At 72.2% G+C, this 23,990-nt stretch carries 26 protein-coding genes; 17 read left to right on the forward strand and 9 right to left on the reverse strand.

The features are described from left to right. Window positions 1-63 precede the first annotated feature (63 nt). Window positions 64-1,239 carry an LLM class flavin-dependent oxidoreductase gene (locus KBX26_RS20745; protein WP_210866206.1) on the forward strand — a complete coding sequence of 392 codons (1,176 nt, stop codon included), beginning with the start codon at window positions 64-66 and terminating at the stop codon, window positions 1,237-1,239. Between the two features lie 26 nt (window positions 1,240-1,265). Here the strand turns inward: KBX26_RS20745 and KBX26_RS20750 are convergent, their stop codons facing one another. Beyond that, window positions 1,266-1,670 (reverse strand): hypothetical protein, encoded by a 405-nt coding sequence (locus KBX26_RS20750; protein WP_210862384.1) that lies wholly within the window; start codon window positions 1,668-1,670, stop codon window positions 1,266-1,268. A gap of 305 nt (window positions 1,671-1,975) precedes the next feature. Here KBX26_RS20750 and KBX26_RS20755 point away from each other — a divergent pair, with 305 nt between their 5' ends. From KBX26_RS20755 to KBX26_RS20780, 6 genes are read left to right on the forward strand one after another with little or no spacing between them, the layout of a single operon-like run. After that, window positions 1,976-2,278 (forward strand): urease subunit gamma, encoded by a 303-nt coding sequence (locus tag KBX26_RS20755; RefSeq protein WP_030335444.1) that lies wholly within the window; start codon window positions 1,976-1,978, stop codon window positions 2,276-2,278. Then, the gene (locus KBX26_RS20760; protein WP_210862386.1) at window positions 2,275-2,610 is read left to right on the forward strand and encodes an urease subunit beta; all 336 of its coding nucleotides are present in this window, start codon (window positions 2,275-2,277) and stop codon (window positions 2,608-2,610) included. The genes KBX26_RS20755 and KBX26_RS20760 overlap by 4 nt, the downstream gene beginning before the upstream one ends. Next, a complete protein-coding gene (locus tag KBX26_RS20765) occupies window positions 2,607-4,310 on the forward strand; it encodes an urease subunit alpha (RefSeq protein WP_030335448.1) in 1,704 nt (567 codons plus the stop codon). The genes KBX26_RS20760 and KBX26_RS20765 overlap by 4 nt, the downstream gene beginning before the upstream one ends. Beyond that, a complete protein-coding gene (locus tag KBX26_RS20770; RefSeq protein ID WP_030335450.1) occupies window positions 4,310-5,044 on the forward strand; it encodes an urease accessory protein UreF in 735 nt (244 codons plus the stop codon). The genes KBX26_RS20765 and KBX26_RS20770 overlap by 1 nt, the downstream gene beginning before the upstream one ends. Continuing rightward, complete coding sequence (ureG, locus tag KBX26_RS20775; RefSeq protein ID WP_245233715.1) at window positions 5,034-5,816, forward strand: urease accessory protein UreG; 783 nt, start codon at window positions 5,034-5,036, stop codon at window positions 5,814-5,816. Before KBX26_RS20770 ends, ureG begins: the two co-directional genes overlap by 11 nt. Further along, complete coding sequence (locus KBX26_RS20780) at window positions 5,816-6,532, forward strand: urease accessory protein UreD (RefSeq protein ID WP_036412142.1); 717 nt, start codon at window positions 5,816-5,818, stop codon at window positions 6,530-6,532. The genes ureG and KBX26_RS20780 overlap by 1 nt, the downstream gene beginning before the upstream one ends. Before the next feature lie 181 nt (window positions 6,533-6,713). Here the strand turns inward: KBX26_RS20780 and KBX26_RS20785 are convergent, their stop codons facing one another. Further along, window positions 6,714-7,178: a MarR family winged helix-turn-helix transcriptional regulator gene (locus KBX26_RS20785; protein ID WP_030335457.1), complete on the reverse strand. Its 465-nt coding sequence runs from the start codon at window positions 7,176-7,178 to the stop codon at window positions 6,714-6,716. 96 nt (window positions 7,179-7,274) lie between these two features. On the opposite strand from KBX26_RS20785, the gene KBX26_RS20790 reads away from it, so the two are divergent. The 6 genes from KBX26_RS20790 (at window position 7,275) to urtE (ending at window position 13,801) form a co-directional block, all read left to right on the forward strand. Continuing rightward, window positions 7,275-8,357, forward strand: a complete 1,083-nt coding sequence (locus tag KBX26_RS20790) for a substrate-binding domain-containing protein (protein ID WP_030335459.1) — start codon at window positions 7,275-7,277, stop codon at window positions 8,355-8,357. 421 nt (window positions 8,358-8,778) lie between these two features. Further along, a complete protein-coding gene (urtA, locus tag KBX26_RS20795) occupies window positions 8,779-10,023 on the forward strand; it encodes an urea ABC transporter substrate-binding protein (RefSeq protein ID WP_030335461.1) in 1,245 nt (414 codons plus the stop codon). 70 nt (window positions 10,024-10,093) lie between these two features. After that, complete coding sequence (gene urtB, locus KBX26_RS20800; protein WP_030335462.1) at window positions 10,094-10,981, forward strand: urea ABC transporter permease subunit UrtB; 888 nt, start codon at window positions 10,094-10,096, stop codon at window positions 10,979-10,981. Beyond that, on the forward strand, window positions 10,978-12,165 hold the full coding sequence (gene urtC, locus KBX26_RS20805; protein WP_030335464.1) for an urea ABC transporter permease subunit UrtC: 1,188 nt from the start codon (window positions 10,978-10,980) through the stop codon (window positions 12,163-12,165). Before urtB ends, urtC begins: the two co-directional genes overlap by 4 nt. Further along, window positions 12,162-13,109 (forward strand): urea ABC transporter ATP-binding protein UrtD, encoded by a 948-nt coding sequence (urtD, locus tag KBX26_RS20810; RefSeq protein WP_247680895.1) that lies wholly within the window; start codon window positions 12,162-12,164, stop codon window positions 13,107-13,109. Before urtC ends, urtD begins: the two co-directional genes overlap by 4 nt. Further along, window positions 13,109-13,801 (forward strand): urea ABC transporter ATP-binding subunit UrtE, encoded by a 693-nt coding sequence (gene urtE, locus KBX26_RS20815; protein ID WP_210862972.1) that lies wholly within the window; start codon window positions 13,109-13,111, stop codon window positions 13,799-13,801. Before urtD ends, urtE begins: the two co-directional genes overlap by 1 nt. A 15-nt stretch (window positions 13,802-13,816) precedes the next feature. On the opposite strand, the gene KBX26_RS20820 is transcribed toward urtE, so the two are convergent. Together KBX26_RS20820 and KBX26_RS20825 are read right to left on the reverse strand one after the other, a co-directional pair. After that, a complete protein-coding gene (locus tag KBX26_RS20820; RefSeq protein WP_210862974.1) occupies window positions 13,817-14,692 on the reverse strand; it encodes an alpha/beta fold hydrolase in 876 nt (291 codons plus the stop codon). A 76-nt stretch (window positions 14,693-14,768) separates the two neighbouring features. Beyond that, the gene (locus KBX26_RS20825) at window positions 14,769-15,803 is read right to left on the reverse strand and encodes a LacI family DNA-binding transcriptional regulator (RefSeq protein ID WP_030335470.1); all 1,035 of its coding nucleotides are present in this window, start codon (window positions 15,801-15,803) and stop codon (window positions 14,769-14,771) included. Between the two features lie 133 nt (window positions 15,804-15,936). Between KBX26_RS20825 and KBX26_RS20830 the strand changes: the two genes are divergently transcribed. Both KBX26_RS20830 and KBX26_RS20835 read left to right on the forward strand, forming a co-directional pair. After that, window positions 15,937-16,884: a LamG-like jellyroll fold domain-containing protein gene (locus tag KBX26_RS20830; protein ID WP_210866207.1), complete on the forward strand. Its 948-nt coding sequence runs from the start codon at window positions 15,937-15,939 to the stop codon at window positions 16,882-16,884. A 37-nt stretch (window positions 16,885-16,921) separates the two neighbouring features. Next, the gene (locus KBX26_RS20835) at window positions 16,922-19,045 is read left to right on the forward strand and encodes a sorbosone dehydrogenase family protein (protein ID WP_210866208.1); all 2,124 of its coding nucleotides are present in this window, start codon (window positions 16,922-16,924) and stop codon (window positions 19,043-19,045) included. On the opposite strand, the gene KBX26_RS20840 is transcribed toward KBX26_RS20835, so the two are convergent. From KBX26_RS20840 to trpB, 3 genes are read right to left on the reverse strand one after another with little or no spacing between them, the layout of a single operon-like run. Further along, window positions 19,042-19,773 (reverse strand): GntR family transcriptional regulator, encoded by a 732-nt coding sequence (locus KBX26_RS20840; RefSeq protein WP_210861263.1) that lies wholly within the window; start codon window positions 19,771-19,773, stop codon window positions 19,042-19,044. The two genes, KBX26_RS20835 and KBX26_RS20840, sit on opposite strands and share 4 nt — an antisense overlap. 57 nt (window positions 19,774-19,830) lie before the next feature. Further along, window positions 19,831-20,553: a tryptophan synthase subunit alpha gene (gene trpA, locus KBX26_RS20845; RefSeq protein ID WP_210861261.1), complete on the reverse strand. Its 723-nt coding sequence runs from the start codon at window positions 20,551-20,553 to the stop codon at window positions 19,831-19,833. Then, window positions 20,550-21,722 carry a tryptophan synthase subunit beta gene (gene trpB, locus KBX26_RS20850; RefSeq protein WP_374224318.1) on the reverse strand — a complete coding sequence of 391 codons (1,173 nt, stop codon included), beginning with the start codon at window positions 21,720-21,722 and terminating at the stop codon, window positions 20,550-20,552. The genes trpA and trpB overlap by 4 nt, the downstream gene beginning before the upstream one ends. Before the next feature lie 113 nt (window positions 21,723-21,835). Between trpB and KBX26_RS20855 the strand changes: the two genes are divergently transcribed. Both KBX26_RS20855 and KBX26_RS20860 read left to right on the forward strand, forming a co-directional pair. Further along, window positions 21,836-22,306, forward strand: a complete 471-nt coding sequence (locus KBX26_RS20855) for a molybdenum cofactor biosysynthesis protein (protein ID WP_210866209.1) — start codon at window positions 21,836-21,838, stop codon at window positions 22,304-22,306. Window positions 22,307-22,496: 190 nt separating this feature from the next. Continuing rightward, a complete protein-coding gene (locus tag KBX26_RS20860; RefSeq protein ID WP_210866210.1) occupies window positions 22,497-23,033 on the forward strand; it encodes an SUKH-4 family immunity protein in 537 nt (178 codons plus the stop codon). Window position 23,034: 1 nt separating this feature from the next. Here the strand turns inward: KBX26_RS20860 and KBX26_RS20865 are convergent, their stop codons facing one another. Then, window positions 23,035-23,412, reverse strand: coding sequence for a nuclear transport factor 2 family protein (locus KBX26_RS20865; RefSeq protein ID WP_030335487.1), 378 nt, complete (start codon window positions 23,410-23,412; stop codon window positions 23,035-23,037). Window positions 23,413-23,517: 105 nt separating this feature from the next. Further along, window positions 23,518-23,982 (reverse strand): ATP-binding protein, encoded by a 465-nt coding sequence (locus tag KBX26_RS20870; RefSeq protein ID WP_307857870.1) that lies wholly within the window; start codon window positions 23,980-23,982, stop codon window positions 23,518-23,520. Window positions 23,983-23,990: the final 8 nt, after the last annotated feature.

Below are 23,990 nucleotides of genomic sequence, written 5' to 3' on the forward strand. Positions count from 1 at the left end.
CCCCTCAGGAGGTGCTCGCGTCACCGCGTGCGCCGACCGCCCCCGCTCACGGAAAGAGCCGCGATGACCCTCACCTTCCACTGGTTCCTGCCCACCAACGGCGACAGCCGCGACATCGTCGGCGGCGGGCACGGCGTACCGACCGGTGCCGCCGGAGGCGCCCGCCCGGCCAGCGTGGCGTACCTCGGACAGATCGCCCGCAGCGCCGAGCAACTCGGCTTCGTCGGCGCGCTCACCCCCACCGGCGCATGGTGCGAGGACGCCTGGCTGTCCACGGCGATGCTCACCGAGGTCACCGAACGCCTCAGGTTCCTGGTGGCCTTCCGGCCCGGCCTGACCTCACCCACCCTCGCCGCCCAGATGGCCTCCACGTTCCAGCGGCTGTCCCGGGGCCGCCTGCTGCTCAACGTGGTCACCGGCGGCGAGTCATCGGAGCAGCGGGCCTACGGCGACTTCCTGGACAAGGACGCCCGGTACGCGCGGGCCGACGAGTTCCTGCACGTCGTCCGCGCGCTGTGGCGGGGGGAGACGGTGGACCACGCGGGCAGCCACCTGCGCGTCGAGCAGGCGCGGCTGCACCGGTTGCCCGACCCGGCCCCGCCGGTCTACTTCGGCGGCTCGTCGGCCGCAGCCCTCCCGGTGGCGGTACGGCACAGCGACGTCTACCTCACCTGGGGCGAGCCGCCGGCCCAGGTCGCCGAGAAGCTGCACCGGGTCCGGTCGCTGGCCGCCGCCGTCGGGCGGGAACTGCGCTTCGGCATCCGGCTGCACGTCATCGCCCGCGACACCGCCGACGAGGCGTGGGCGCAGGCCCGTCGCCTGCTCGACGGCATCGCCGAGGCCGACATCCGGGCGGTCCAGGACGGGCTGCGCCGCAGCGAGTCCGAGGGGCAGCGCCGGATGCTCGACCTGCACGGTGGCTCCCGCGACGGGCTGGAGGTCGCCCCCAATCTGTGGGCGGGGGTCGGGCTGGTCCGTGGCGGGGCCGGTACCGCGCTGGTGGGCAGCCATGCCGAAGTCGCTGATCGGATCGCCGAGTACCACGCGCTCGGCATCGACGAGTTCATCCTCTCCGGCTATCCCCACCTGGAGGAGGCGTACTGGTTCGGCGAGGGGGTGCTGCCGATCCTGCGCGACCGCGGGCTGTGGCGGCACCCCGACGGCGCGCGGAGCGCGGCGAGCCACGTCGACATCCCGTTCGCCGGCTCGCCCGCGCCGGAACCCGTCGGGGCTCGCTGACCCGGCCGACGGCACCGCCGCCGCGGCTAGGCGGGTCGGCGGGCCATCCGTCGGCCGATCCGCCGCCCGGCGAGGCTCACCAGCGTGCTGCCGACCGCCATCCCGACCAGCACCAGAATTCCGCCTACCACCCACAGCCCGCTGTCGTCGGTCCCGGCGGCCCGCCACGACCAGACCGCTGTGAACGCCACGGTCATCACCGGCGCCACCAGCCACGGGCTGAGCCGCGTCCCGGCAAGCCCGGCCAGCAGGACGAGCGTCAACACACAGCCGATCACCTGCCACGGCTCGTACGGGCCGCTGCTCGCGCCGGTCTGCGCGTCGACCGTGTACCGGGTGTCCCAGCCCAGCCACAGGATCCACGCCCCGATCGTGGCCGCCGCCAGGAACAGAACACCGAGCAGTGCCCGCGTACCCCTCGTCGCCGTCATCCGGCGATCATGCCCTGCCGACCCCTTCACGGGAATACGCGTCGGCGTCCGGTGTGATCCGGTGGGCTGTTGCCCCGGTCGGTGGCGATCCTCTACGGTCGGCTCAGCGGTGGGCGGTGCGGTCCGCATCCGACCCGACACCGCCGGTTGCCCGTCGTGCGGGCCGGGATGGTGGAGTCCCGGGTCGCCCCGGCGGCGGTGCCCCGGCGGTCGTGTGACTCCCAGCTCGTCCCCGGGTCCACCCGGGGTGGCTCCGCGTGGAGCCGACGGCGAGCCGGGGCACGCCGACCCACCGGGAGAGCCCCGTGTTCCTCAGCCCGCACGAGCAGGACCGCCTGCTCGTCCACGTCGCGGCCGATGTCGCCCGCGCCCGCCGCGAACGCGGCCTGCGCCTCAACTATCCCGAAGCCGTCGCGGTGATCACCGCGTTCCTCCTCGAAGGGGCCCGCGACGGGCGGTCGGTGGTCGACCTGATGTCGGCCGGCCGGGCGGTGCTCGGCCGCGACGACGTCCAGGACGGCATCCCCGAGTTGCTGAGGGAGGTGCAGGTGGAAGCGACGTTCCCGGACGGCACCAAGTTGGTGACGGTGCACCACCCGATCCCGTGATCCCCGGGGAGATCCTGCCGGCGACCGACCCGGTCGAGATCAACGTGGGTCGCCCGGTGACCACACTGCTCGTGGTCAACACCGCCGACCGCCCGGTGCAGGTCGGCTCGCACTACCACTTCGCCGAGGCCAACCCGGCGCTGTCGTTCGACAGGGGCGCGGCGTGGGGGCAGCGCCTCGCCGTGCCGGCCGGCACCTCGGTCCGGTTCGAACCGGGCATCAGCCGCAGCGTCGACCTCGTCCCGCTGGGAGGCGCGCGCGTCGTGCCCGGCCTGCGGGGCGAGTGCGCCGGACCGCTCGACACCCCGACGGCCGACGGGTCGCCGCAGTGAGCGCCGTGCGGCGGGAGCGCTACATCGACCTGTACGGGCCGACGACCGGTGACCGGATCCGGCTGGCCGACACGAACCTGCTGATCGAGGTGGAGACCGACCACTGCGTGGGCGGCGACGAGGCGGTGTTCGGCGGCGGGAAGGTGATCCGCGAGTCGATGGGGCAGTCCCGGGCCACCCGCGCCGAGGGGGCCCTGGACACCGTCATCACCGGCGCTGTGGTGCTCGACCACTGGGGCGTGGTCAAGGCCGACGTGGGGCTGCGCGACGGGCGCATCGTGGCGCTCGGTCGGGCCGGCAACCCGGACACCATGCCCGGCGTGCACCCCGACCTGGTCATCGGCCCGTCGACAGAGGTGATCGCGGGCAACGGGCGGATCCTCACCGCCGGCGCTGTCGACACCCACGTGCACTTCATCTGCCCGCAGATCGTCACCGAGGCGCTGGCCAGCGGCGTCACCACGCTGGTCGGCGGCGGCACCGGGCCGGCCGAGGGGACCCGCGCGACAACTGTCACCCCGAACGCCTGGCACCTGGCCCGGATGCACGAGGCGCTGGACACGATGCCGGTCAACGTGCTGCTGCTCGGCAAGGGCAACACCGTCTCCGACGAGGCGCTGTGGGAACAGTTGCGGGCCGGTGCGGGTGGTTTCAAGCTGCACGAGGACTGGGGCACCACACCGGCGGCGATCGACGCGTGCCTGCGGGTGGCGGACGCGTCCGGGGTGCAGGTGTCGATCCACACCGACACGCTCAACGAGGCCGGGTTCGTCGCCGACACCCTGCGGGCGATCGGTGGACGGGCGATCCACTCGTACCACACCGAGGGCGCCGGTGGCGGGCACGCGCCGGACATCATCACCGTGGCCAGCGAGCCGAACGTGTTGCCGTCGTCGACCAACCCGACCCGGCCGTACACCGCGAACACCCTGGCCGAGCACCTGGACATGTTGATGGTCTGCCACCATCTCAACCCGTCCGTGCCGGAGGACCTGGCCTTCGCCGAGAGCCGGATCCGACCATCCACGATGGCCGCCGAGGACCTGCTGCACGACCTCGGCGCGATCTCGATCATCGGTTCCGACGCGCAGGCGATGGGCCGGGTCGGCGAAGTGATCACGCGGACCTGGCAGAGCGCCCACGTGATGAAGGACCGGGTCGGCGCGCTGCCGGGTGACGGGGCCGCCGACAATCACCGAGCCCGACGGTACGTGGCGAAGTACACGATCTGCGCGGCGATGGCCAACGGGCTGGAACGGGAGATCGGCTCGGTCGAGCCGGGCAAGCTCGCCGACCTGGTGCTCTGGGACCCGGCGTTCTTCGGCGTCCGACCGCACCTGGTGCTCAAGGGCGGCATGATCGCGTACGCCCAGATGGGTGACGCGAACGCCTCGATCCCGACACCCCAGCCGATGCTGCCCCGGCCGATGTTCGGGGCGTACGGCGCGGCGGCGGCCGCTACCAGCCTGGCCTTCGTGGCTCCGGCGGCAGTGGACGCCGGGCTCCGCCTGGACGTACGCCGCCGGGTGGTGCCGGTGAGCGACGTGCGGTCGCGGGGCAAGGCCGACCTGCCGGAGAACAACGCGATGCCGCGCATCGAGGTGGACCCGGACACCTTCACCGTGCGGATCGACGGGCAGGTGGTGGAGCCGGACCCGGTGACCCGGCTGCCGATGGCCCAGCGGTACTTCCTGTTCTGATGGCGACGCCGAGCCTGCTGTTGCTGTTGGCCGACGGGCGGTTCCCGGCGGGGGCGCACGCGCACTCCGGTGGTCTGGAGGCGGCCGTCGCCGCCGGCCGGGTCACCGACCTGGTCACGTTGGAGGCGTTCCTGGCCGGACGGTTGGCCACCGCCGGTCTGGTCGGCGCCGCGTTCGCGGCCGCCGCGCACCGGACGGCGGTGCCCGAGACCGTCGGCTCGGCGCACCCAACCCGCTCGGGTGTCCTGACTGGACCCGCCGTCAGGTCGCAGGCGCTGGCCCGGCTCGACGCGGAGCTGGACGCGCGTACCGCAGCACCGGCGCTGCGGGCGGTCTCGCGCCGACAGGGCCGGGCTCTGCTGCGGGCCGGCCGGGCCATCTGGCCGGACGCCCCGTTCGCGGATCTGCCCGCGACGCCCGGTGGCGCACACCAACCGCTGGTGCTGGGTCTGCTCTGCGCCGCGGCCGGGCTGTCCCGCGTCGAGACCGCCACGATCGCCGCGTACGGGACGGTCACCGGGGCGGCCAGTGCCGGCGTACGTCTGCTCGGCCTCGACCCGTACCGGGTCCAGGCCCTGCTGGTCGGTCTGGCCGACGCCTGCGACGGCACCGCTGCCGACGCGGCACGGGCCGCCGACGGCCCACCGGAGCGGCTGCCGGCCGCCGCCGCTCCACTCGCCGACATCCATGCCGAAATCCATGCCACCTGGGAGGTGCGTCTCTTTGCGTCCTGACACCGTTGTGCCGAACGCTGTGCCCGCCGTCGACCCGACCACGCCGCCGGCCGCCCCACCCCACGACGAGACCGTTCCGCACACCCACCCGGAGCCGGGGGTGGACCCCCACCCGCCGTTGGCGCGCGCCGGCCGTGCCCTGCGGGTCGGCATCGGCGGCCCGGTCGGTTCCGGCAAGACGGCCCTGGTGGCCGCCCTCTGCCGGGCCTTCGCCGACGAGTTGCGGCTCGGCGTGGTGACAAACGACATCTACACGACCGAGGACGCCGATTTCCTCCGGCGGGCCGGGGTGCTGGACCCCGCCCGGATCCGGGCGGTGGAGACCGGCTGCTGCCCGCACACGGCGATCCGCGACGACATCGGCGCCAACCTGGACGCCGTCGACGAACTGGCCGAGACGGTCGGCCCGTTGGACCTGGTCCTCGTGGAGAGCGGTGGGGACAACCTGACCGCGACCTTCAGTCGAGGGCTCGTCGACCGGCAGATCTTCGTGGTCGACGTGGCGGGCGGGGACAAGGTGCCCCGCAAGGGTGGGCCGGGGGTCACCGCCGCCGACCTCCTCGTGATCAACAAGACCGACCTGGCACCGCTGGTGGGTGCCGACCTCGCGGTCATGGACCGTGACGCGCGAGCCCGGCGCGGCGACCTCCCGACCCTCTTCCTGTCCATCGTGGGAGATCCCACGGCGTCAGCGGTTGCGGAGTGGATCCGGCACGAGCTGGCCCACCACGCCGACCTGCACCCGCTCACCGCGCCGGTCGGCCCGGCCTGATGCGAGCACTCGCCCGGCTCGTCGCCCGGGCCGACGATCGGGGCGGCACAGCAGTGGTCGAGCTGCGCGGCGAAACGCCGTTGCTGCTGCGCCAGACCCCGACCGACGGTGGTGTCGCCACTGTGCACCTCGTCGGCGGGGCGGCCGGACCGCTCGCGGGCGACGATCTGCGCCTGGAGATCGAGGTGGGCCCGGGAGCGGCGGTCCGGGTGCACAGCGTCGCCGCGTCCATCGCCCTGCCGGGCCGCTCGGGTGCCGTGTCCCGGATGGCGGTGCGGGCGGTGGTACACGCCGGTGCCACGCTGCACTGGCTTCCGGAACAGCTGGTCGCGGCGGCCGGCTGCGCGCATCTCGCCGAGTCCCGAGTCGAGCTGGCAGCCGGTGCGAGCCTGCGCTGGCGCGACGAGCTGATCTGCGGCCGGTACGGCGAGACGCCCGGCGGCGCCGTGGTGCACACCCACGTGGACTACGCGGGTCGACCACTGCTGCGCCAGTCCCTCGCGGTGGGACCGCACGCGCCGGGCTGGGCCGGCCCGGCGGTGCTCGGCGGCGCCCCGGCCACCGGGTCGCTGCTGGTGGTCGACCCGTCGCGACCCGTCGACCCGCCGACGGTCGAGAGCGGTGTCGCCCGGCTGCCGTTGGCCGGCGGACCGGCGACGCTCTGGACCGCCACCGCCCCCGACGCGCACACCCTGCGCGCCCAGCTCACTGGCTAGGAAGCCCTGTCGGTCCTCCTGGCGCCCCGGCCGTTTCGGAAGCGGACACTGCGGAGAGCGTGATGTCTGTGAGTCATCGTGATGACTCACAGACATCACGCTCGCGGCGGGGTGGCGTTCGCGTCGGGAGCAGGGCGAGACGGGCGGCTCGCCCAGGGTTGGTCGGTGCGCCGGCCAGAGGTCAGCGGTGGCGGCCGGACGCGTGAACGTGCTCCCGCTGTGGAGCCGGGGCGAGACGGCCGATCAGGTCGTCGAGCTGGCTCGCCAGGTCGGCGGCGTGCGGCACTCCCAACTCGGCGAGGCTCGCGCGGACCCGCTCGTCCAGGCGGGCGTGCTCGCGGCGGCCTCGATCGCTCAGGTACGCCCGGATCCGACGGCGGTCGACCGGATCGATCCGGCGGAAGACGAGATTGCGGTCGACGAGCTGGTCGACCAGCTTGGTGAGGGTGCCCGGCGGCAGCGACGCCTCGGCGGACACCTCGCTCATCGGGTGACCCTGGCCGTCGGAGAGCAGGCAGAGCACCCGCCAGGCCTCGATGCTCAGCCCGTCGTCGGCCAGCACAGCGCCCAACCGGCGGGAGAGCAGCCGTTCGGCGCGGGTGAGCGAGCGCAGCAGGTCGGCTGGCGCCCCGGGCACGTCTGACATGAAACTCCCTGGTCCGGTGGCAGTGTCATGGTAGCGAGTCGTCCCGGCCAGTGGTGAGCGCTGGTCTTCCGTCGGGGGCCGGGCAATCATGTGCTCATGTCCGCGCCGGCACCGCCGTGGCTGACCGTCGACCGTGCCGTGGTCAGCATCGCGCTGGTCTACCCGATGCGCGGGCCGGCCGGCATGTTCGGCCCCACCTGCGAGCTCTGCGCGCAACTCGCGGTGGAGGAGATCAACCGGTGTGGTGGCGTGCTGGGCCGGGAGGTGCGGCTGGTGCCGGTCGACGGTGGCGCACCGCCGGCCGAGGTGGCTGCCGAGGTCGAGGCGTTGGTGTCGGTGGGGGCCGTGCAGGGGGTGACCGGGTGGCACATCTCCTCGGTGCGCCAGGCGTTGGCGCCCCGCGTGGCGCACCGGGTGCCGTACGTCTACACCGCACTCTACGAGGGCGGTGAGCGTACCGAAGGGGTCTTCCTGACCAGCGAGACACCGGATGCCCAACTGTGGCCCGCGATGCGGCTGCTCGCCGGGGAGCAGGGGGTGCGTCGCTGGTTCGTGGTGGGCAACGACTACGTCTGGCCGCGTCGTACCTCGCGGGCGGCCCAGCGGTACGCGCTGCGCGGCGGAGGGCAGGTGGTGGGCCGGCACTTCCTGCCGTTGGACGCGCACGACTTCACCGAGGTGTTGCGCCGCATCGAGCACAGTGACGCGGACGCGGTGTTGATGCTGCTGGTCGGTGCCGACGCGGTGCGGTTCAACCGCGCGTTCGCCCGATCCGGCCTGGATCAGCGCTGCCTGCGGCTGAGCACCCTGATGGACGAGAACATGCTGCTGGCCAGCGGTGCCGGCGCGACCCGGAGGTTGTACAGCACGGCCGGCTTCTTCGCCGGGCTGGTGACCCCGGAGAACCTCGACTTCCACGGCGAGTTCGCCAGGCGTTTCGGGGTGGAGGCGCCACCGCTGGGCAGCCTGGGGGAGTCCTGTTACGAGGGTGTCATGCTGCTCGCCGCGCTGATCGGTCAGGCCCGCACCCTCGACGTGCGGGCCATCGAGACGGCCGCCGACACGGTCGCCTACCACGGGCCGCGTGGACGGCTGCGGCTGCGTCAGCGGCATGTGCGTCAGCGCATCTACCTGGCCGAGGCGGACGGGTTGGACTTCACAGTGCTCGCCCAACTCTGAACCGGGCGCCGGGAATCGGCCGACCAGGCCCTTGACAGCGCCACCCGATCCCGTCCTAAGATGCTTCCTGCGTGAAGTATCTGGCCGGGCGGTCAGCTGTCACCATTGTGCGCCCACCGTCGGCTGATTCTTCTGCCCACCATTGTGGTGGCACTTATCTCGCGTCTTTCCCAACGGCCGACACCGTTTCCTCCCCACGGTGTCGGCCGTTTTTCGTGCGCGCCTGACGGGCCCCTCGGAAACAGTCAATTAAGGACCGGGAAACACCCGCGCAATCATGCCGGTCGACGCTTTCCCTGCCCATATCCGATCCGGTGCCCCGCACGGCGTCCACCCGTCGACCTCGGCATCGCCCACGTCAGCTCCATCGGACCGCACCGACCGTCCTTAACGTCACCTGAGTGCACCGCAGGGAGAGTAGATGTCATTATTCCGGGGCCGCCGCATCCTGGCGGGTGCCATGACAGTGGTCGCCGCGGCCGCGATGACCGCGTGCGGCAGCAAGACCACCGACGAGGGCGGCGCCACCGGCGTCAGCGCCGACGTCTCCGGCGACACCGTCAAGGTGGGCCTGCTCAACTCGCTCTCCGGCACCATGGCGATCAGCGAGGTCACCGTTCGCGACGCCATCATGCTCGCCGTCGAGGAGATCAACGCGGCCGGCGGTGTCCTCGGCAAGAAGATCCAGCCGGTCGGTGAGGACGGCGCCTCCGACTGGCCCACCTTCGCCGAGAAGGCCGAGAAGCTCATCTCCGAGGACCGGGTGGCCGCCGTCTTCGGCTGTTGGACCTCGGCCAGCCGCAAGGCCGTCAAACCGGTGTTCGAGAAGAACAAGGCGTTGCTGTTCTACCCCGTGCAGTACGAGGGTCTGGAGCAGTCGCCCTACATCTTCTACACCGGAGCGACGACCAATCAGCAGATCGTTCCGGGGCTCGACTACCTCAAGGCGCAGGGCGCGAAGTCGGTCTATCTGGTCGGCAGCGACTACGTGTTTCCCCGTACCGCGAACAAAATCATCAAGGCGTACGCGACCGCGAACGGGATGGCCGTGCTGGGCGAGGATTACGCGCCGCTGGGCTCCACCGAGTTCGGCACCATCGTCAACAAGGTCAAATCGTCCGGCGCGGACGCGGTGTTCAACACGCTCAACGGTGACAGCAATGTGGCCTTCTTCAAGGAATACAAGTCCGCGGGGCTGACCGCCGCCGCCATGCCGGTGGTGTCGGTGTCGATCGCCGAGGAAGAGGTCAAGAGCATCGGCACCCAGTACCTGGAGGGCCAACTGACGGCCTGGAACTACTACCAGACCACCCCGGGCGCGGCGAACTCGAAGTTCGTGGCCGCGTACAAGGCGAAGTACGGCGCGGACAAACCGACCAGTGACCCGATGGAGGCCGCGTACGTCGGGGTCCACCTGTGGAAGGCGATGGTCGAGAAGGCCGGCGCCTTCGACGTGGAGAAGGTCCGTTCCGCCTCGGACGGCATCACCTTCGACGCGCCGGAGGGTCTGGTCACCGTCGACGGCAAGACGCAGCACATCGCCAAGACCGCCCGGATCGGCAAGATCGGCGCGGACGGTCTGATCACCGAGGTGTGGAACTCCGGCAAGCCGGTCGCGCCGGATCCGTACCTCAAGACCTACCCGTGGGCGAGCGGCCTGAGCTGACGACGCCGGCCCGGGCGGGCCGCGCGGCGCCCCGCCCGGGCCACCCGACCAGCAGTACGGAGTACCCACCGTGACAGTCCTCTTCGGTCAACTCTTCACCGGCATCAGCATCGGCGCGGTGCTGCTGCTCATCGCGCTCGGCCTCGCGCTGACCTTCGGCCAGATGAACGTGATCAACATGGCGCACGGTGAGTTCATCATGGCCGGCGCGTACACCACCTACGTCCTGCAGCAGAGCATCACCGGCGCCGGCCTGTCGCTGGTGGTCGCGCTGCCGGTGGCGTTCGTGGTCGCCGGCGCCATGGGTGTCCTGCTGGAGGTGCTGCTCATCCGCCGGCTCTACGCCCGACCGCTGGACACCCTGCTGGTCACCTGGGGGGTGTCACTGATGCTGCAGCAGCTGGCCCGCGACGTCTTCGGCAGCCCGAACGTGCAGACCCGCGCGCCCGAACTGCTCACCGGCAACGTGGCGCTGCCCGGCGGGCTGACCATCGCCAACAACCGGCTGTTCATCCTGGCCCTGGCGTTGGCCGCCGTCGCGGCGCTCACACTGGCGCTGCGACTCACCCCGCTCGGGCGTCGGATCCGCGCGGTGGTGCAGAACCGCGACCTCGCCGCCGTGTCCGGCATCGCCACCTCCCGGGTCGACCGGACCACCTTCTTCCTCGGCTCCGGCCTGGCCGGGGTGGCCGGGGTGGCGCTCACCCTGCTCGGCCCGATCGGCCCGACCATGGGCACCAACCTGATCATCGACGCCTTCCTGGTCGTCGTGGTCGGCGGGATCGGCCAGCTCAAGGGCAGTGTGATGGTCGCCTTCGCCCTCGGTGTGCTCCAGGCCACCGGGGAGTACCTGACCACCCTCAGCGTCGCCAAGGTGATCGTGTTCGTGGCGATCGTCGCGTTCCTCCAGTGGCGACCACAGGGCCTGTTCACGCTGCGGACCAGGAGCCTCGCATGACCGCCGTCACCCCCGCGCCGCCCAGCACCGCCGTCGCACCGGCCCCCGCCGGCGCCGCACCACCGAACCCGCCGGGACGGCGCTCGCGGCTGCGGACGGCGGCCGGATTCGCCTTCGGCGCGGCGCTGCTCTTCGCCGTCGCCCCGCTGGTGCTGTCGGACTTCCGGCTGGCGCTGCTCGCCAAGTACCTCTGCGTCGCCATGGTCGCGGTCGGCATCGGGATCGCCTGGGGCCGGGGTGGGATGCTCACCCTGGGCCAGGGCGTCTTCTTCGGCCTGGGCGGCTACGCGATGGCCATGCACCTCAAGCTCGCCGACGCGGGCCCGGGTGGGATGCCCGACTTCATGCAGCTGTACGGGCAGCTCGACGAGCTGCCGCTGTGGTGGCGGCCGTTCGCCAGCCCGTGGTTCGCGCTGCCCGCCACGGTGCTGCTGCCGATGGCTGTCGCCTTCGGGCTCGGCTCACTGGTGTTCCGCCGCCGGGTGCGCGGCGCGTACTTCGCCATCCTCAGCCAGGCGCTCGCCGCCGCGATGGTGATCCTGCTGATCGGTCAGCAGGGCACCACCGGCGGCACCAACGGGCTCACCGACATCAAGGGCTTCTTCGGCTACGACCTGGACGACCCGGTCAACCAGCGGATGGTGTACTTCATCATCGCCGGCACGCTGCTGGCGTTGCTCGCGCTGACCCGGCAGCTCATCCACAGCCGCTACGGCGAGCTGCTGGTGGCGGTCCGCGACGGTGAGGAACGGGTCCGCTTCCTGGGCTACGACCCGGCGTCGGTCAAGCTGGTGGCGTACGTGGTCGCGGCCGGCATGGCCGGGCTGGCCGGTGCGCTGTTCGTGCCGGCGGTGGGCATCATCTCGCCCGCGCTGATCGGCATCGTCCCGTCGATCGAGTTCGTCATCGGCGTCGCTGTGGGTGGCCGGGCCACACTGCTCGGGCCGGTGCTCGGCGCGGTGGCGGTGGCCTGGGCGCGGACCGCCCTCTCCGAGCGGTTCCCGGGCACCTGGACGTACCTGCAGGGGTTGCTCTTCGTGGTGGTGGTGGCGTTCCTTCCCGGCGGCCTGGCGTCGCTGTGGGCGCTGGCTCGCCGCCGTGACGTCGGCGCGCGGCCGGTGCGGCGCGGGTGGTTGCCGGCGGCCCGACGACGCGCCGAACGGACGGAGGTGCCTGCGGCATGAGTGAACGCACCGAGCGCAGCGAGGGCCGTGAGCGCATGCCCGACCGGCACGGCATGAGTGAACGCACCGAGCGCAGCGAGGGCCGTGAGCGCATGCCCGACCGGCACGGCATGAGTGAACGCACCGAGCGCAGCGAGGGCCGTGAGCGCATGCCCGGCCTGCACGGCACGAGCGGGGAACGGTTGGACGGGTTGTCCGTCCGCGACGTGCGGGTCAGCTTCGACGGTTTCACCGCCGTCGACGGGGTCAGCCTGGAGGTGCCCGCCGGGGACATCAGGTTCCTGATCGGGCCGAACGGGGCCGGCAAGACCACACTGGTCGACGCGATCACCGGCCTGGTCCGGGCCACCGGCTCGGTCCGCTTCGGTGCCGAGGAGCTGCTGGGTCGCCCGGTGCACCGGATCAGCCGGCTCGGCATCGGGCGGACGTTCCAGACCTCGACGGTCTTCGAGGAGCTGTCGGTGTTGCAGAACCTCGACATCGCCGCCGGGGCCCGGCGCAGCTGGGCGACGCTGGCCCGGCGTCGCCGTGGTGTCCCCGACGAGGTGGCCGCGGCGCTGGAGACCATCGGGCTGGCCGGGCGCGCCGGGCATCTCGCCGGGACCCTCGCGCACGGCCAGAAGCAGTGGCTGGAGATCGGCATGCTGCTGGTGCAGGACGCCCGGCTGTTGCTGCTGGACGAACCGGTCGCCGGCATGAGCCACGAGGAACGCGACGCCACCGGCGCCCTGTTGGAGACGGTGAGCCGGGACCGCACTGTCGTCGTGATCGAGCACGACATGGACTTCCTGCGCCGGTTCGCGCGCAGCGTCACGGTGCTGCACGCCGGGCGGGTGCTCAGCGAGGGCACCGTGGCGCAGGTCCAGGCGGACCCGCGCGTGCAGGAGGTCTACCTTGGCCACCCGGTCGACGCCGGGTCGGCCCGCACCGGCCGGGAGGCATGATGCTGACGCTGCGCGGGGTGCACGCCGGGTACGGGCGTTCTCGGGTGCTGCACGGGGTCGACCTGGCCGTCCCGCCCGACGGGGTGGCCGCGGTGCTCGGGCACAACGGCGCCGGCAAGAGCACACTGCTGCGGGTCGCGGCCGGCCTGCTGCGTCCGAGCGCCGGCACCGTCGAGTTGGACGGTGCGGACGTCACCCGCGCCGGGCCGCACGAGCGGGTGGCGCGGGGGATGGCGTACGTCCCGCAGGGCCAGCAGTGCTTCCCGCACCTGACCGCCGCGGAGAACCTGCGGTTGGTCGCCGACGGCCGGCGCGACGGGGCGGTGGCCACGGCGGAGGTGCTGGATCTGTTCCCGGCGCTGCGCCCGCTGCTGCGGCGTCGGGCCGGGCTGCTCTCCGGCGGTCAGCGTCAGCAGTTGGCCATCGCCCGTGCCCTGATCACCCGGCCCCGGCTGTTGATGCTCGACGAGCCGACCGAGGGCATCCAGCCGTCGGTGGTCGCGGAGATCCAGGAGCGGATCGTCGAGTTGACCCGGCAGGCCGGGTTCAGTGTGCTCCTCGTCGAGCAGCACCTGGGTTTCGCGTTGCGGGTGGCGGACCGTTACCACGTGCTGGAGTCCGGCCGGGTCACCTCGCACGGCGACGGGGGTGTCACGGCGGAGCGGGAGGTCCGGGCCGCCCTGGCGGTCTGATCGGCGGGGCGTCTGTCACGGCTGGAGCCGGTTGAGGAAGTCGCGGACCAGCCGGACGACCTCGTCGAGGTGCGTCTCGAGCAGCCAGTGGCCGCCGTCGAGCAGGTGCAGGTCCGCGTCGGGCAGGTCCCGCAGGTAGGCGCGGGCCGCGCCTTCGGGCATGTAGCCGTCGTGCGGCCCCCACACGATCAGTGTGGGCGGCCGGTGGGTCCGCAGGTACTCCTGCTGGCGCGGGAACCAGGCGACGGTGCTGCCCTGGTCGGCGAGGAGTCGCAGCCAGGCGTCGCGCCGCCGCGGATCGGTGACCAGCGCGCCGGAGAGCCGCCACAGGTCCGGGCTCACCCGGTCGGTCAGCCGGTCCGGCAGTTCGCCCAGGAACTCGCCGCGAAAGCCGTCCTCGCTGATCGCCGTGGCCAACTCCGCTCGGCCCTCGTCGGTCGGGTCGCGCCAGAACCGCTTCAGCGGCTCGTACTTGGGCCCGTGCTGGTCGGGGTAGATGTCGCCGTTCTGGATGACCAGGCCGGCGACCCGCTGCGGGGCGGCCATCGCCAGGCGCAGCCCGAACTGGCTGCCGTAGTCCTGCAGGTAGATCACGTAGCGGGTCAGCCCCAGCGTGTCGACGAAGCGCTGGAGCAGGTGAGCGTGGGCGTCGAAGGTGTACGCGAACCGGTCGGGGTCGGGCAGCGCGCTGTAACCGAAGCCCGGGTAGTCGGGCGCGATGACGTGCCACCGGTCGGCCAGCGCGGGCAGCAGGTGGCGGAACTGGAACGATGACGACGGGTACCCGTGCGGCAGCAGCACGACCGGCGCGTCGACGGGACCGGCCTCGCGGTAGAAGATCGCGATGCCGTCGACGTCGACGGTCCGGTGGCGTACGGCGTTCTCGGCCATTGACTCTCCTGATCCGGTCACGGGGTGGACCCCTCGACCGTGCCAGACGTCCGGCCGTCGCGGTGCGGCATTGCGGTCAGCTCGTCGGTGCGGGCCCGGTCGAGTCGCGGACGACCAGCAGGTGCCCGGTGGGGCGGCGGCGGGGGCGGGTCGTGCGGGGCTTGAGCGCGAGGGTCAGTGCCGTGCGGCCCATCTCGGTCATCGGCAGCCGGATGGTGGTGAGGCTGGGTGCGAGGTCGGCGGCCACGGAGACGTCGTCGAAGCCGACCACTGACATCCGCGCGGGCACCGGCACCCGGCGGGACCGCAGTGTGGACAGCACGCCCATGGCCATCACGTCGTTGAGCGCGATGATCGCCGTCGTCTCCGGATGCTCGTTGAGGATCCGCTCGGCGGCGGCGCGCCCACCGTCGCGGGTGAAGGCGCTGTGCACGACGGCGAGGTCGACGGGGGACCGGCCGCGCTGGCGCACTGCCGCCGAGACCCCGGCCAGCCGGTCGGCGACGGTGGTGAGGCCGGCGCTGCCCGCGGCGACCGCGATCCGTCGGTGGCCGAGATCCATCAGGTGCTGGGCGAGGGCGTGGCCACCGGCCTCGTTGTCCGGCAGGACGGCGTCGACGCCGAGCGCGTGTCGGCCGATGGCCGCGGCCCGGCCGCCGTGGTCCTGGAACGCGGCCAGCTCGGCGCGGGCCGCGCTCTCCATCCGTGGGTCGTCGTAGCCGGAACCGCTGATCAGGACGATGCCGACCCGTTGGGCGATCAGGTGGCGCAGCTGGTGCAGCTCGTAGTCGGGGTCGCGGCCGGACTGGCAGATCTGCACCAGCAGCCCCTGCTCGGCGGCGAGCTGGATGACCCCGGCGGCGATCTCGGCGAAGTACGGGTCGTCGACCTGGTGGACGATCAGACCCACGGTGGAGGTGGCTCCTCCGGCCAGGGTGCGGGCGTACGGGTTGGCCACGTAGCCCAGCTCGCGGGCGATCTGGCGGATCCGGTCGGCCACCTCGGCGCTGACCCCCGCGCGGCCGGCGAGGGCCCGGGAGGCGGTCGCCAGCGAGACAGCTGCGTGTTCGGCGACGTCCACGAGGCGCGGCCGCCGGCTGGCCCTGGACATCCGCAACCCTCCGGAAACATTCATGTCACCCGATCTATTGCGAGTGACATTGATCGAAGCCTAGGGTACGTAAGCGCTTACGTAAGCGCTTACGTGACCGGCATCCTCCCTGCCGCGAAACGAGGTGACAGCCATGTCCACTGCCCGACGAGCGGCCGTCTCCCTGCTGGCGATCGGCGTCCTGGCCGGTGTGGGCACGCCACCGGCACAGGCGGACCGGCACACCTCGCCCGACGTCCACCCGGCGCTGCGCACGCATCTGGTCGCCGCGTACGACTTCGACCACCCTGTGCCCGGCGACCCGGCCCTGGAACGCGACCAGGGCCGTTCCGGCACCGAGATCGAGCTGGTCAACGGCGGCGCGGCGATGCGGGTGCCGGACCACGCCTACCGGGGCAGCCGCAACGCGGTGCAGACCCGCCAGGTCGACCCCACTGGTGCCGGCAACGACGACTGGAAGGCCGGCACCTGGTCGGCCAGCGGGGTGCGGACGCTGCGCGCCTTCAGCGCCACCGCCGGCACCACGGTGATGGGCTGGTTCAAGCTGAACATGGACAGCCCGCTGCCCAACTCCACCACCGCCGACCCGGACGACAGGTACAACGCCATCGGCCTGGCCGGGGTGCTGACCGGCGACTCCGACGGTCACGGCGTCCGCGCCCTGCTGGAGCTGATCGACGTCGACGGGCAGGTGCGCCTCGTCGCGCTCGGCCGGCGGCTCGACGGCGGCAACTCGCAGACCTTCGCCGCCACCCAGGACTGGCGCGAGCTGCTGCCGGTGGGGCAGTGGGTGCACCTGGCCGCCACTTTCGACTTCGACACCGGCGCGCTCGCCCTCTACCGCAACGGTGAACCGGTGGACGGCTTCTACACCCGCACCGACGACCCGTGGCTGGTGTCCGGACCCGGCCCGCACCTGACCAGCGCGTCCGACCCCCGGGGCATCAAGATCGGCGGCAGCTTCCCGCAGGACACGGTGGAACGCAACCCGTGCGACTGCCGGATGGACGGCCTGATGTTCCTCGACAGTGTGGTCTCCGCGAACGACGTACGGAGGCAGTACCGCCACCTTGCCCGCTGACCACCCTCGGCACCGTCCCACCGAGAAGGAGACACGCGTGCGCACAGTGCACCGCCGGGCCGGCACCACCCGCCGGCTAACAGTGAGGGCCTGCCTCACCGCCCTCGTGCTGATCCTGTCCACACTGGTCGCCACGCCCGCACGGGCCGCCGACGCGGTCTACGACCCGATCCCCGAGATGCCGACCCAGTCCCGACTCGGGCTGGTGCTCAGCGAGTACGCCAGCTTCCCGCAGTCGTACCCCACGCCGGCGCCGACCGACGCGCGGCTCATGCGTACCGCGCGGATCAACACCATCATGGAGGTGCCCGACGGCTCCGGCCGACGGGCGGTGCCCGACCTCAACGGCAGCCTCTACCTCGTCGAGAATGGTGTGCCGCACGTCTACCTGGACGTGGCCGCGACGTTCGCGCCGCGGTTCTTCTCCGGTCGTGGGCTCGGCCAGGGCTTCGGGTATGTCGCGTTCCATCCGGAGTTCGGGGTGAACGGCCGGTTCTACACCATCCACACCGAGTTGGCGTCGACGACGACCGCCGTACCGGACTACGCCCAGCCCAACACGCTCTTCCACGGCGTCATCATCGAGTGGACGGCGACCGACCCGGGCGCCGCCACCTTCGCCGGTACGCACCGCGAGGTGCTGCGCATCGGCTTCGGCGGCCAGGTGCACGGCATCCAGGAAATCAACTTCGACCCCACTGCCAAGCGCCACGACCGCGACTACGGCCTGCTGTACCTCGCCGTCGGCGACGGCGGGCAGGGCGCGCGCAACACCGACCCGCAGAACCTGGCGGTGCCGCACGGCAAGCTGCTGCGGATCGACCCCCGGGGCACCAACGCCGCGAACGGGCGCTACGGCATCCCACCGACGAACCCGTTCGTGGGGCGGGCGGGCGCGCTCGGCGAGCTCTACGCGGTGGGTTTCCGGGACCCGCACCGGTTCAGCTGGGACCGGGCGACCGGTCGGATGTACCTCGGGCACATCGGTGAACACGCCGTCGAGGCGATCTACGAGGTCCGTGCCGGGGACAACTTCGGCTGGAGCGAGCGGGAAGGCTCATTCGTCTTCGACAAGACGGCCACCAACCCCTGCGACCGGCTGCTCCCGCTGCCCGCCGACGACGCCAGCTACGGCTACACCTACCCGGTCGCCGCGTACGACCACGACCCCGCCGCCGGCTGGAACTGCACCGACGACGTCGGTGTCGCGGTGGCCGGTGGTTTCGTCTACCGGGGGCGGACGCTGCCCGCGCTGCGCGGCAAGTACGTCTTCGGTGACCTGGTCGACGGCCGGGTGTTCTACACCGAGGCCAACGAGATGCGCCGGGGCCGGGGTCTGGCCACCATCCACCAGCTCGCCCTCTTCGACCCGGCGGGCACCCCGGTCCGGATGCGCGACCTGTCCGCGCCGGGTGCGCCCGGCGACCCCAACCGGGTCGACCTGCGCTTCGGCACCGACGCCGCCGGTGAGCTCTACGTCGTCGCGAAGGCCAACGGGAAGGTCTGGAAGGTGACCGGCACCACCGGGTACGCCAGCGGCGACGTCGGGGACGTCACGCTGCGCCGCACCGCCGGGGCGGCCAACTGGGCGCCGGTGACGCCGGCGAAGTGGCGGTTCGCAGGCGACCAGGTCATCCTGGCCGAGGCCGGGGAGAGCCGGCCGGGTCCGCGCCGACCCTTCGAGTACGCCGTGCTGACCGCCGGACCGGCGTGGTCGTCGGTGCGGGTGGACGCTCAGGTACGGCTCGACACACCGGTGGAGGTCAGCAACCGGGACGTGATCATCGTCTTCGGCTGGCGCTCGGACACCGAGTTCTACTACGCCCACCTCTCCACCGACAACACGATCTATCCGCACAACGGCATCTTCAAGGTGGACAACGCCGACCGGGAACGCATCGACCACCAGTGGAACGGCCGGTCCCGGGGCGCGAACCCGGCGATCACCGATGCCCGGTGGCACCGGGTGCGGGTGGTGCACCTGCCGGCCACCGGCGAGATCGCCGTCTACGTCGACGGAGACCGGGACCCGCTGTTGACCGCGAAGGACACCACGTTCGGCGCGGGGCGGGTCGGCTTCGGGTCGTTCGACAACGTGGGCCGAGTGCGCGACCTGACCGTCACCGGCACACCAGCCGGCACCGGGTCAATGGCGGGCTAGACCGCGCCGTAGTGCAGGGACAGCCCGGTGGCGGCCCGGTCGGCGGTGATCTGCATCATGCTGCCCACCATCGTCGCCCGGTCCGTCACCAGGGCCGTCCCGTCGGGCGCGTAGGTGATCCGGTCGCTGACCAGCACCGGCGCTCCCTCGGCCTCGTCCAGATGCCGGGCCACGTCGACGCTCAACACCTCCGGCCGGATCGTCTCCGAGGCCCGGGCCACCGTCACGCCGAGGTCGGCCAGGGCCGCGTACAGCGACGTGCCGGTGAAGTCCACGTCGTGCAACCGGCTCGCGTGCGGCTCGCGTACCCAGGAAATCTGGTGAATGGCGCGGCGGCCGGCGAACGCGCGGACCCGCTCGAGGCGCAGACCCGTCTCGGCCTCGCGGACCCGCAGCCGGGCCGCGACGCGTGCGGGCAGCCGGCGCTGCGCGCGGGAGAGCACCGTCGTGTGGACCTCGTGGCCCTGCTCACGCAGGTCGTCGCCGAAGCTCCGCAAGGATCCCAGCTGGTACGCCGCGGGCGACGGCGCGACGTAGGTGCCCTTGCCGGGCCGCTGGACGATCAGCCCTTCGGCGCTCAGTTCGCGCAGGGCCTGCCGCAGTGTCATCACCGTGACGCCGTACGCCGCGCTCAGCTCGCGTTGCGCGGGCAGCGCGTCGCCCGGCCGGTAGTGGCCGTCGCGGATCTTGGCGGCGAGGTCGGCGGCGATGGCCCGATAGCGTGCCACTGGTCTGCCTCCCGATGCGTCGACTGTCCGCCCCCCGTCGTCGACGGCCACCGCCGATCATCGCACGGGGGCCACCGGCGACAGCGCGGCCCGCAGCGACGCCACGAAGGCCCCGACCTCGGCGGGGTTCGCGCCGTCGAGGATGCGCCGCATGACGGCCGCGCCGACGATGACGCCGTCGGCTGCCGCCGCCGCCTCGGCCGCCTGCTGCGGGGTCGAGATGCCGAAGCCCACCAGCACGGGCAGGTCGGTGACCTGCTTGAGCCGGGCGGCCAGCAGGACGGCCGAGGGCGCGAGCCGGTCACGTTCGCCGGTCGTGCCCATGACCGACACGGCGTACACGAAACCCTGACTGCGCCGGCCGATCTCGGCGAGCCGGTCGTCCGGCGTGGCGGGTGAGGCGAGCAGACTCACCTGGACGCCCGGCACGTGCAACCCGGCCAGCTCGTCGAGGGGCAGGTCGGGCACGATCAGCCCGGTCACCCCGGCCGCCGCGAGCGCGTCGCCGAACCCGGGCCGCAGCGCGATGTTGGCGTACGTGCTGGCGACCAGGGGGATGCCCACCCGCGTTCCGGCGAGGTCCGCCAGGACCGAGGCGGGCGTGGTGCCCCGGGCCAGCGCCGCGTCCGAGGCTTCCTGGATGGTGGGGCCGTCCACAGTGGGATCGGAGAACGGCAGCCCGACCTCGATCATGTCGGCCCCGGCGTGCGCGAAGGCGCTCAGGAAGGCCGTCCAACCGGGCACGATCCCGCCGGTGATGTAGGGCATCAACAGCTTCATCCGAGGTCCGCCTCCGCGATCAGGGTGGTCACGTCCTTGTCGCCGCGCCCCGAGAGGGTGACGAGCACTGTCGACCCGCTGGGCAGCTCCGGTGTGCCGGCGGCGCGAACGACCCAGGCGAGCGCGTGGGCCGACTCGATGGCGGGCAGCACGCCCTCGGCCCGCGCGAGCCGGACGGCGGCCGCGATCGCCTCCCCGTCGGATGCGGTGACGTACCGGGCGCGCCCCAGATCGCGCAGGTACGCGTGCTCGGGGCCGACGCCCGGGTAGTCCAGCCCGGCCGCGATCGAGTGCGCCTCCCTGATCTGCCCGTGCTCGTCCTGCAGGAACAGCGACCGGAAGCCGTGCAGAACGCCGACCTCCCCGTTCGCCGCGCCGGAGCCGCCTTCGGCCTCCACCCCGACGAGCTTCGCCGACGTCTCGACGAACCCGGCGAACGTGCCGGCCGCGTTGCTGCCGCCGCCGACGCAGGCGACCACGTAGTCGGGGGTGGCAGCGGGCAGTTCGGCCGCGCACTGCTGTCGGGCCTCGTCACCGATGACGCGCTGGAATTCGCGGACCATCATCGGATAGGGGTGCGGACCGATGACCGAGCCCACGCAGTAGTACGCCTCGTCGGCGTCGGTCACCCAGTGGCGCATGGCCTCGCTGGTGGCGTCCTTGAGCGTGCGGCTGCCGGTGGTCACCGTAACGACCTCGGCGCCCAGCAGCCGCATCCGGAAGACGTTGTGCGCCTGGCGTTCCACGTCGCGTTCGCCCATGAACACCGTCACCGGTAGACCGAGCAGGGCGCCGGCCGTCGCCGTCGCGACGCCGTGCATGCCCGCTCCGGTCTCGGCGATCAGACGGGTACGCCCCATGCGCCGGGCCAGCAGCGCCTGCCCGAGCACGTTGTTGATTTTGTGGGATCCGGTGTGCGTCAGGTCTTCCCGCTTGAGCAGCACCGTCACGCCAAGTTCGGCCGACAGTCGCACGGCCGGCGTCAGCGGCGTCGGTCGTCCCACGTGCGCCGACAGCAGCGCGGTGAGGCTGCCACGGAACCGGGGATCGGCCCACGCCTCAGAGAAGGCCTCGGCGACCGCCTCGCAGGCGGGGATCAGGGATTCCGGCACGTACCGCCCGCCATAGCTTCCGTACCGCCCAGGGGGAACCGTCGCGCGTACTGTTATAGAACTCATGCAACAGTTATAGAACAGTCTGCCGTGCCCTGGCAACAGCCGACCCGCCTCGTCATCCGTCGACCTGCGCCGCGGCACCCCGTGCGCTTCGTAGACTTCCTGTCATGCCGGAGATCGTCGAGTTGCTGGCCTCGCCCGTGCACCGCTTCCTGGGCCGGCCCGCCGACGGGCCGGCACCCGCCCCACCCGGCGAGCTGGTCGACGCCGTCCGGATCCGGGCCGGCCTCGGCATCGTCGGCGACCGCTACTTCGGTCAGCAGGCACACCGCGACGCCAGCGTCACCGTCATCGCCCGGGAATCGCTGCCGGACGGCATCGGCCTGGCCGAGGTGCGGCGCAACATCCTCACCACCGGGATCGCCGTCGACGAGCTGATCGGCAGAGTGCTGGTGCTGGACTCCGGCGACGGCCCGGTCAGCCTGCGGGTCAACCGGGCGGCCCGACCGTGCGCCTGGATGGACGTCACCGTCGGCCCGGGGGCCTGGAAGGCGCTGCGCACCACCGGCGGCGTCCGCTGCACCCCCCTCAACGACGGCACCCTGCGCGTCGGGCCGATCGACGCCGTCGTGACCTGAGGAAAGGGCTCGACGGCAGCACACCGGGACCGGATCGTGGGCAGTTCCCGTTCCCGTTGGTTAGGCGGAATCGGCGAGGTGACGCCGCGACGAGCCGATGCGTGGTAGAACCAAACCGCGCATCGGCTCGTGGGTCTCCGGGCAGCCGGAGCCTTGCCGGACGAGGCCTCATCCGAACAGAGGTGGTGCGGTGAACGCCGAGCTGCGGCAGCTCATCGAGGAGCTGCGGGCCGACCTGGCCGATCTGCCGGAGAGCCTGGCGTACGCCGAGTTCGGCGAGGGGGCGGCCATCGACGCCGTGCCGGCGGGGCTCCCGGCCGACCTGCGGGATCTCCTGCTGGTGACCGACGGGATACGGGCGGGTCGGGTCGAGCTGGCGTCCACGTCGACCCTGCCCGGGATCCAGTACCACCTGGACTACGCGCCCGACTTCTCGGCCATTCCCCAGAACCGGGCCGGCTGGCTGGTGATCGGCACCCGCAGCGACGAACCGGTCTTCATGGACCGTGGCACCGGAGCGATCTGGTACTTCCCACCGACCGGCACCGAGTGGTTCATGTCCGACGCGTTCGAGGAGCTCGCCCCCGACGTGGAATCCTTCGTGGACTACTACCTGCTCGGGCCGGGTTACGCCGATCTGACCCCCGCCGACGACCGGTGGTTCGCGTTCCTCGACGAGCAGGGCCTGCTCGACGAGGACGACGAGGACGACGAGGACCCGAGCTGAGTCAGACCGGGCTGATGTGCGCGGCCAGGACCCGCCAGCCGTGTGGGTCGTCGTGGACCCAGGTCCGGGTGTAGCGCAGCCGCGCCGCGAACGGCACCCCGTCGAGGGTTCCGGACACCCGACCCAGGAAGAACGTGACCCCCGTTCTACCGACGACGAGCAGGTCCAGTTCCTCCTCCACCAACTCCTCGACGACCGAGCGGCGGTCCCGGTGGGCGGTCAGGTCGTCCTGCTTGGTGAGCGCACGCCCGTCCGGGCCGATGGCGATCAGCTGGTCGACCAGCAGTTGGTCCAGGGCGGCGACGTCGCCGGCTCGCTGGGCGGCCTGCAGGGTGCGCTCGGCGTCGAGCAGCTCCGCCTCGCGTGCGCTGTCCGGCATCGTGGCGTCCTCCTGTTCGGGGCTGACCCAGGGCCACCGTCGGCCCGGGCTGTCCGCATTGTGACAGCCGTCGTGGCCCGCGTGGGCGGGGATCGCCGCCGACGTTCACAGACTCAGGCGAATCCGTACGACGGTCTCTCCGGGGCCGGTGAGCACCGCCACCTCGTCACAGATCTGCTCGACGATGGCCAGCCCGCGACCGCGTACCGAGTCGGCGGCCGGCATGCTCCGCCCGAACGCCCGCGCCGGCCCGTGGTCGACCACGTCGCAGAACAGCTGACCCGACTCCGCCCAGAGCCGGACCCAGCCGCCGCCGGTGGTGTGCTGCAACGTGTTGGTGGCCAGCTCGCTGACCGCCAGCGTCAACAGCTCCACCCGCTCGGCCGACAGGCCGCGGGCCAGCGCCCCGGCGCTGACGAACGCGCGCAGCGCTCGCACGTCGGTCGCGACCTGGTACGCCATGGTGTCTGTGGCGTGGGTCGGGACATTCTGCTCGGCCACGGCCTCCCGTCGCTCTCCCGGCATCAGCCCGCCCGACGCGGCTGCCCGGCCGGCGGCACCGCGATCCACGCGGGTGT

Origin of the sequence: Micromonospora sp. C97, from assembly GCF_018070385.1 — a bacterium.
In the GTDB taxonomy this organism is placed as follows: domain Bacteria; phylum Actinomycetota; class Actinomycetes; order Mycobacteriales; family Micromonosporaceae; genus Micromonospora; species Micromonospora parva.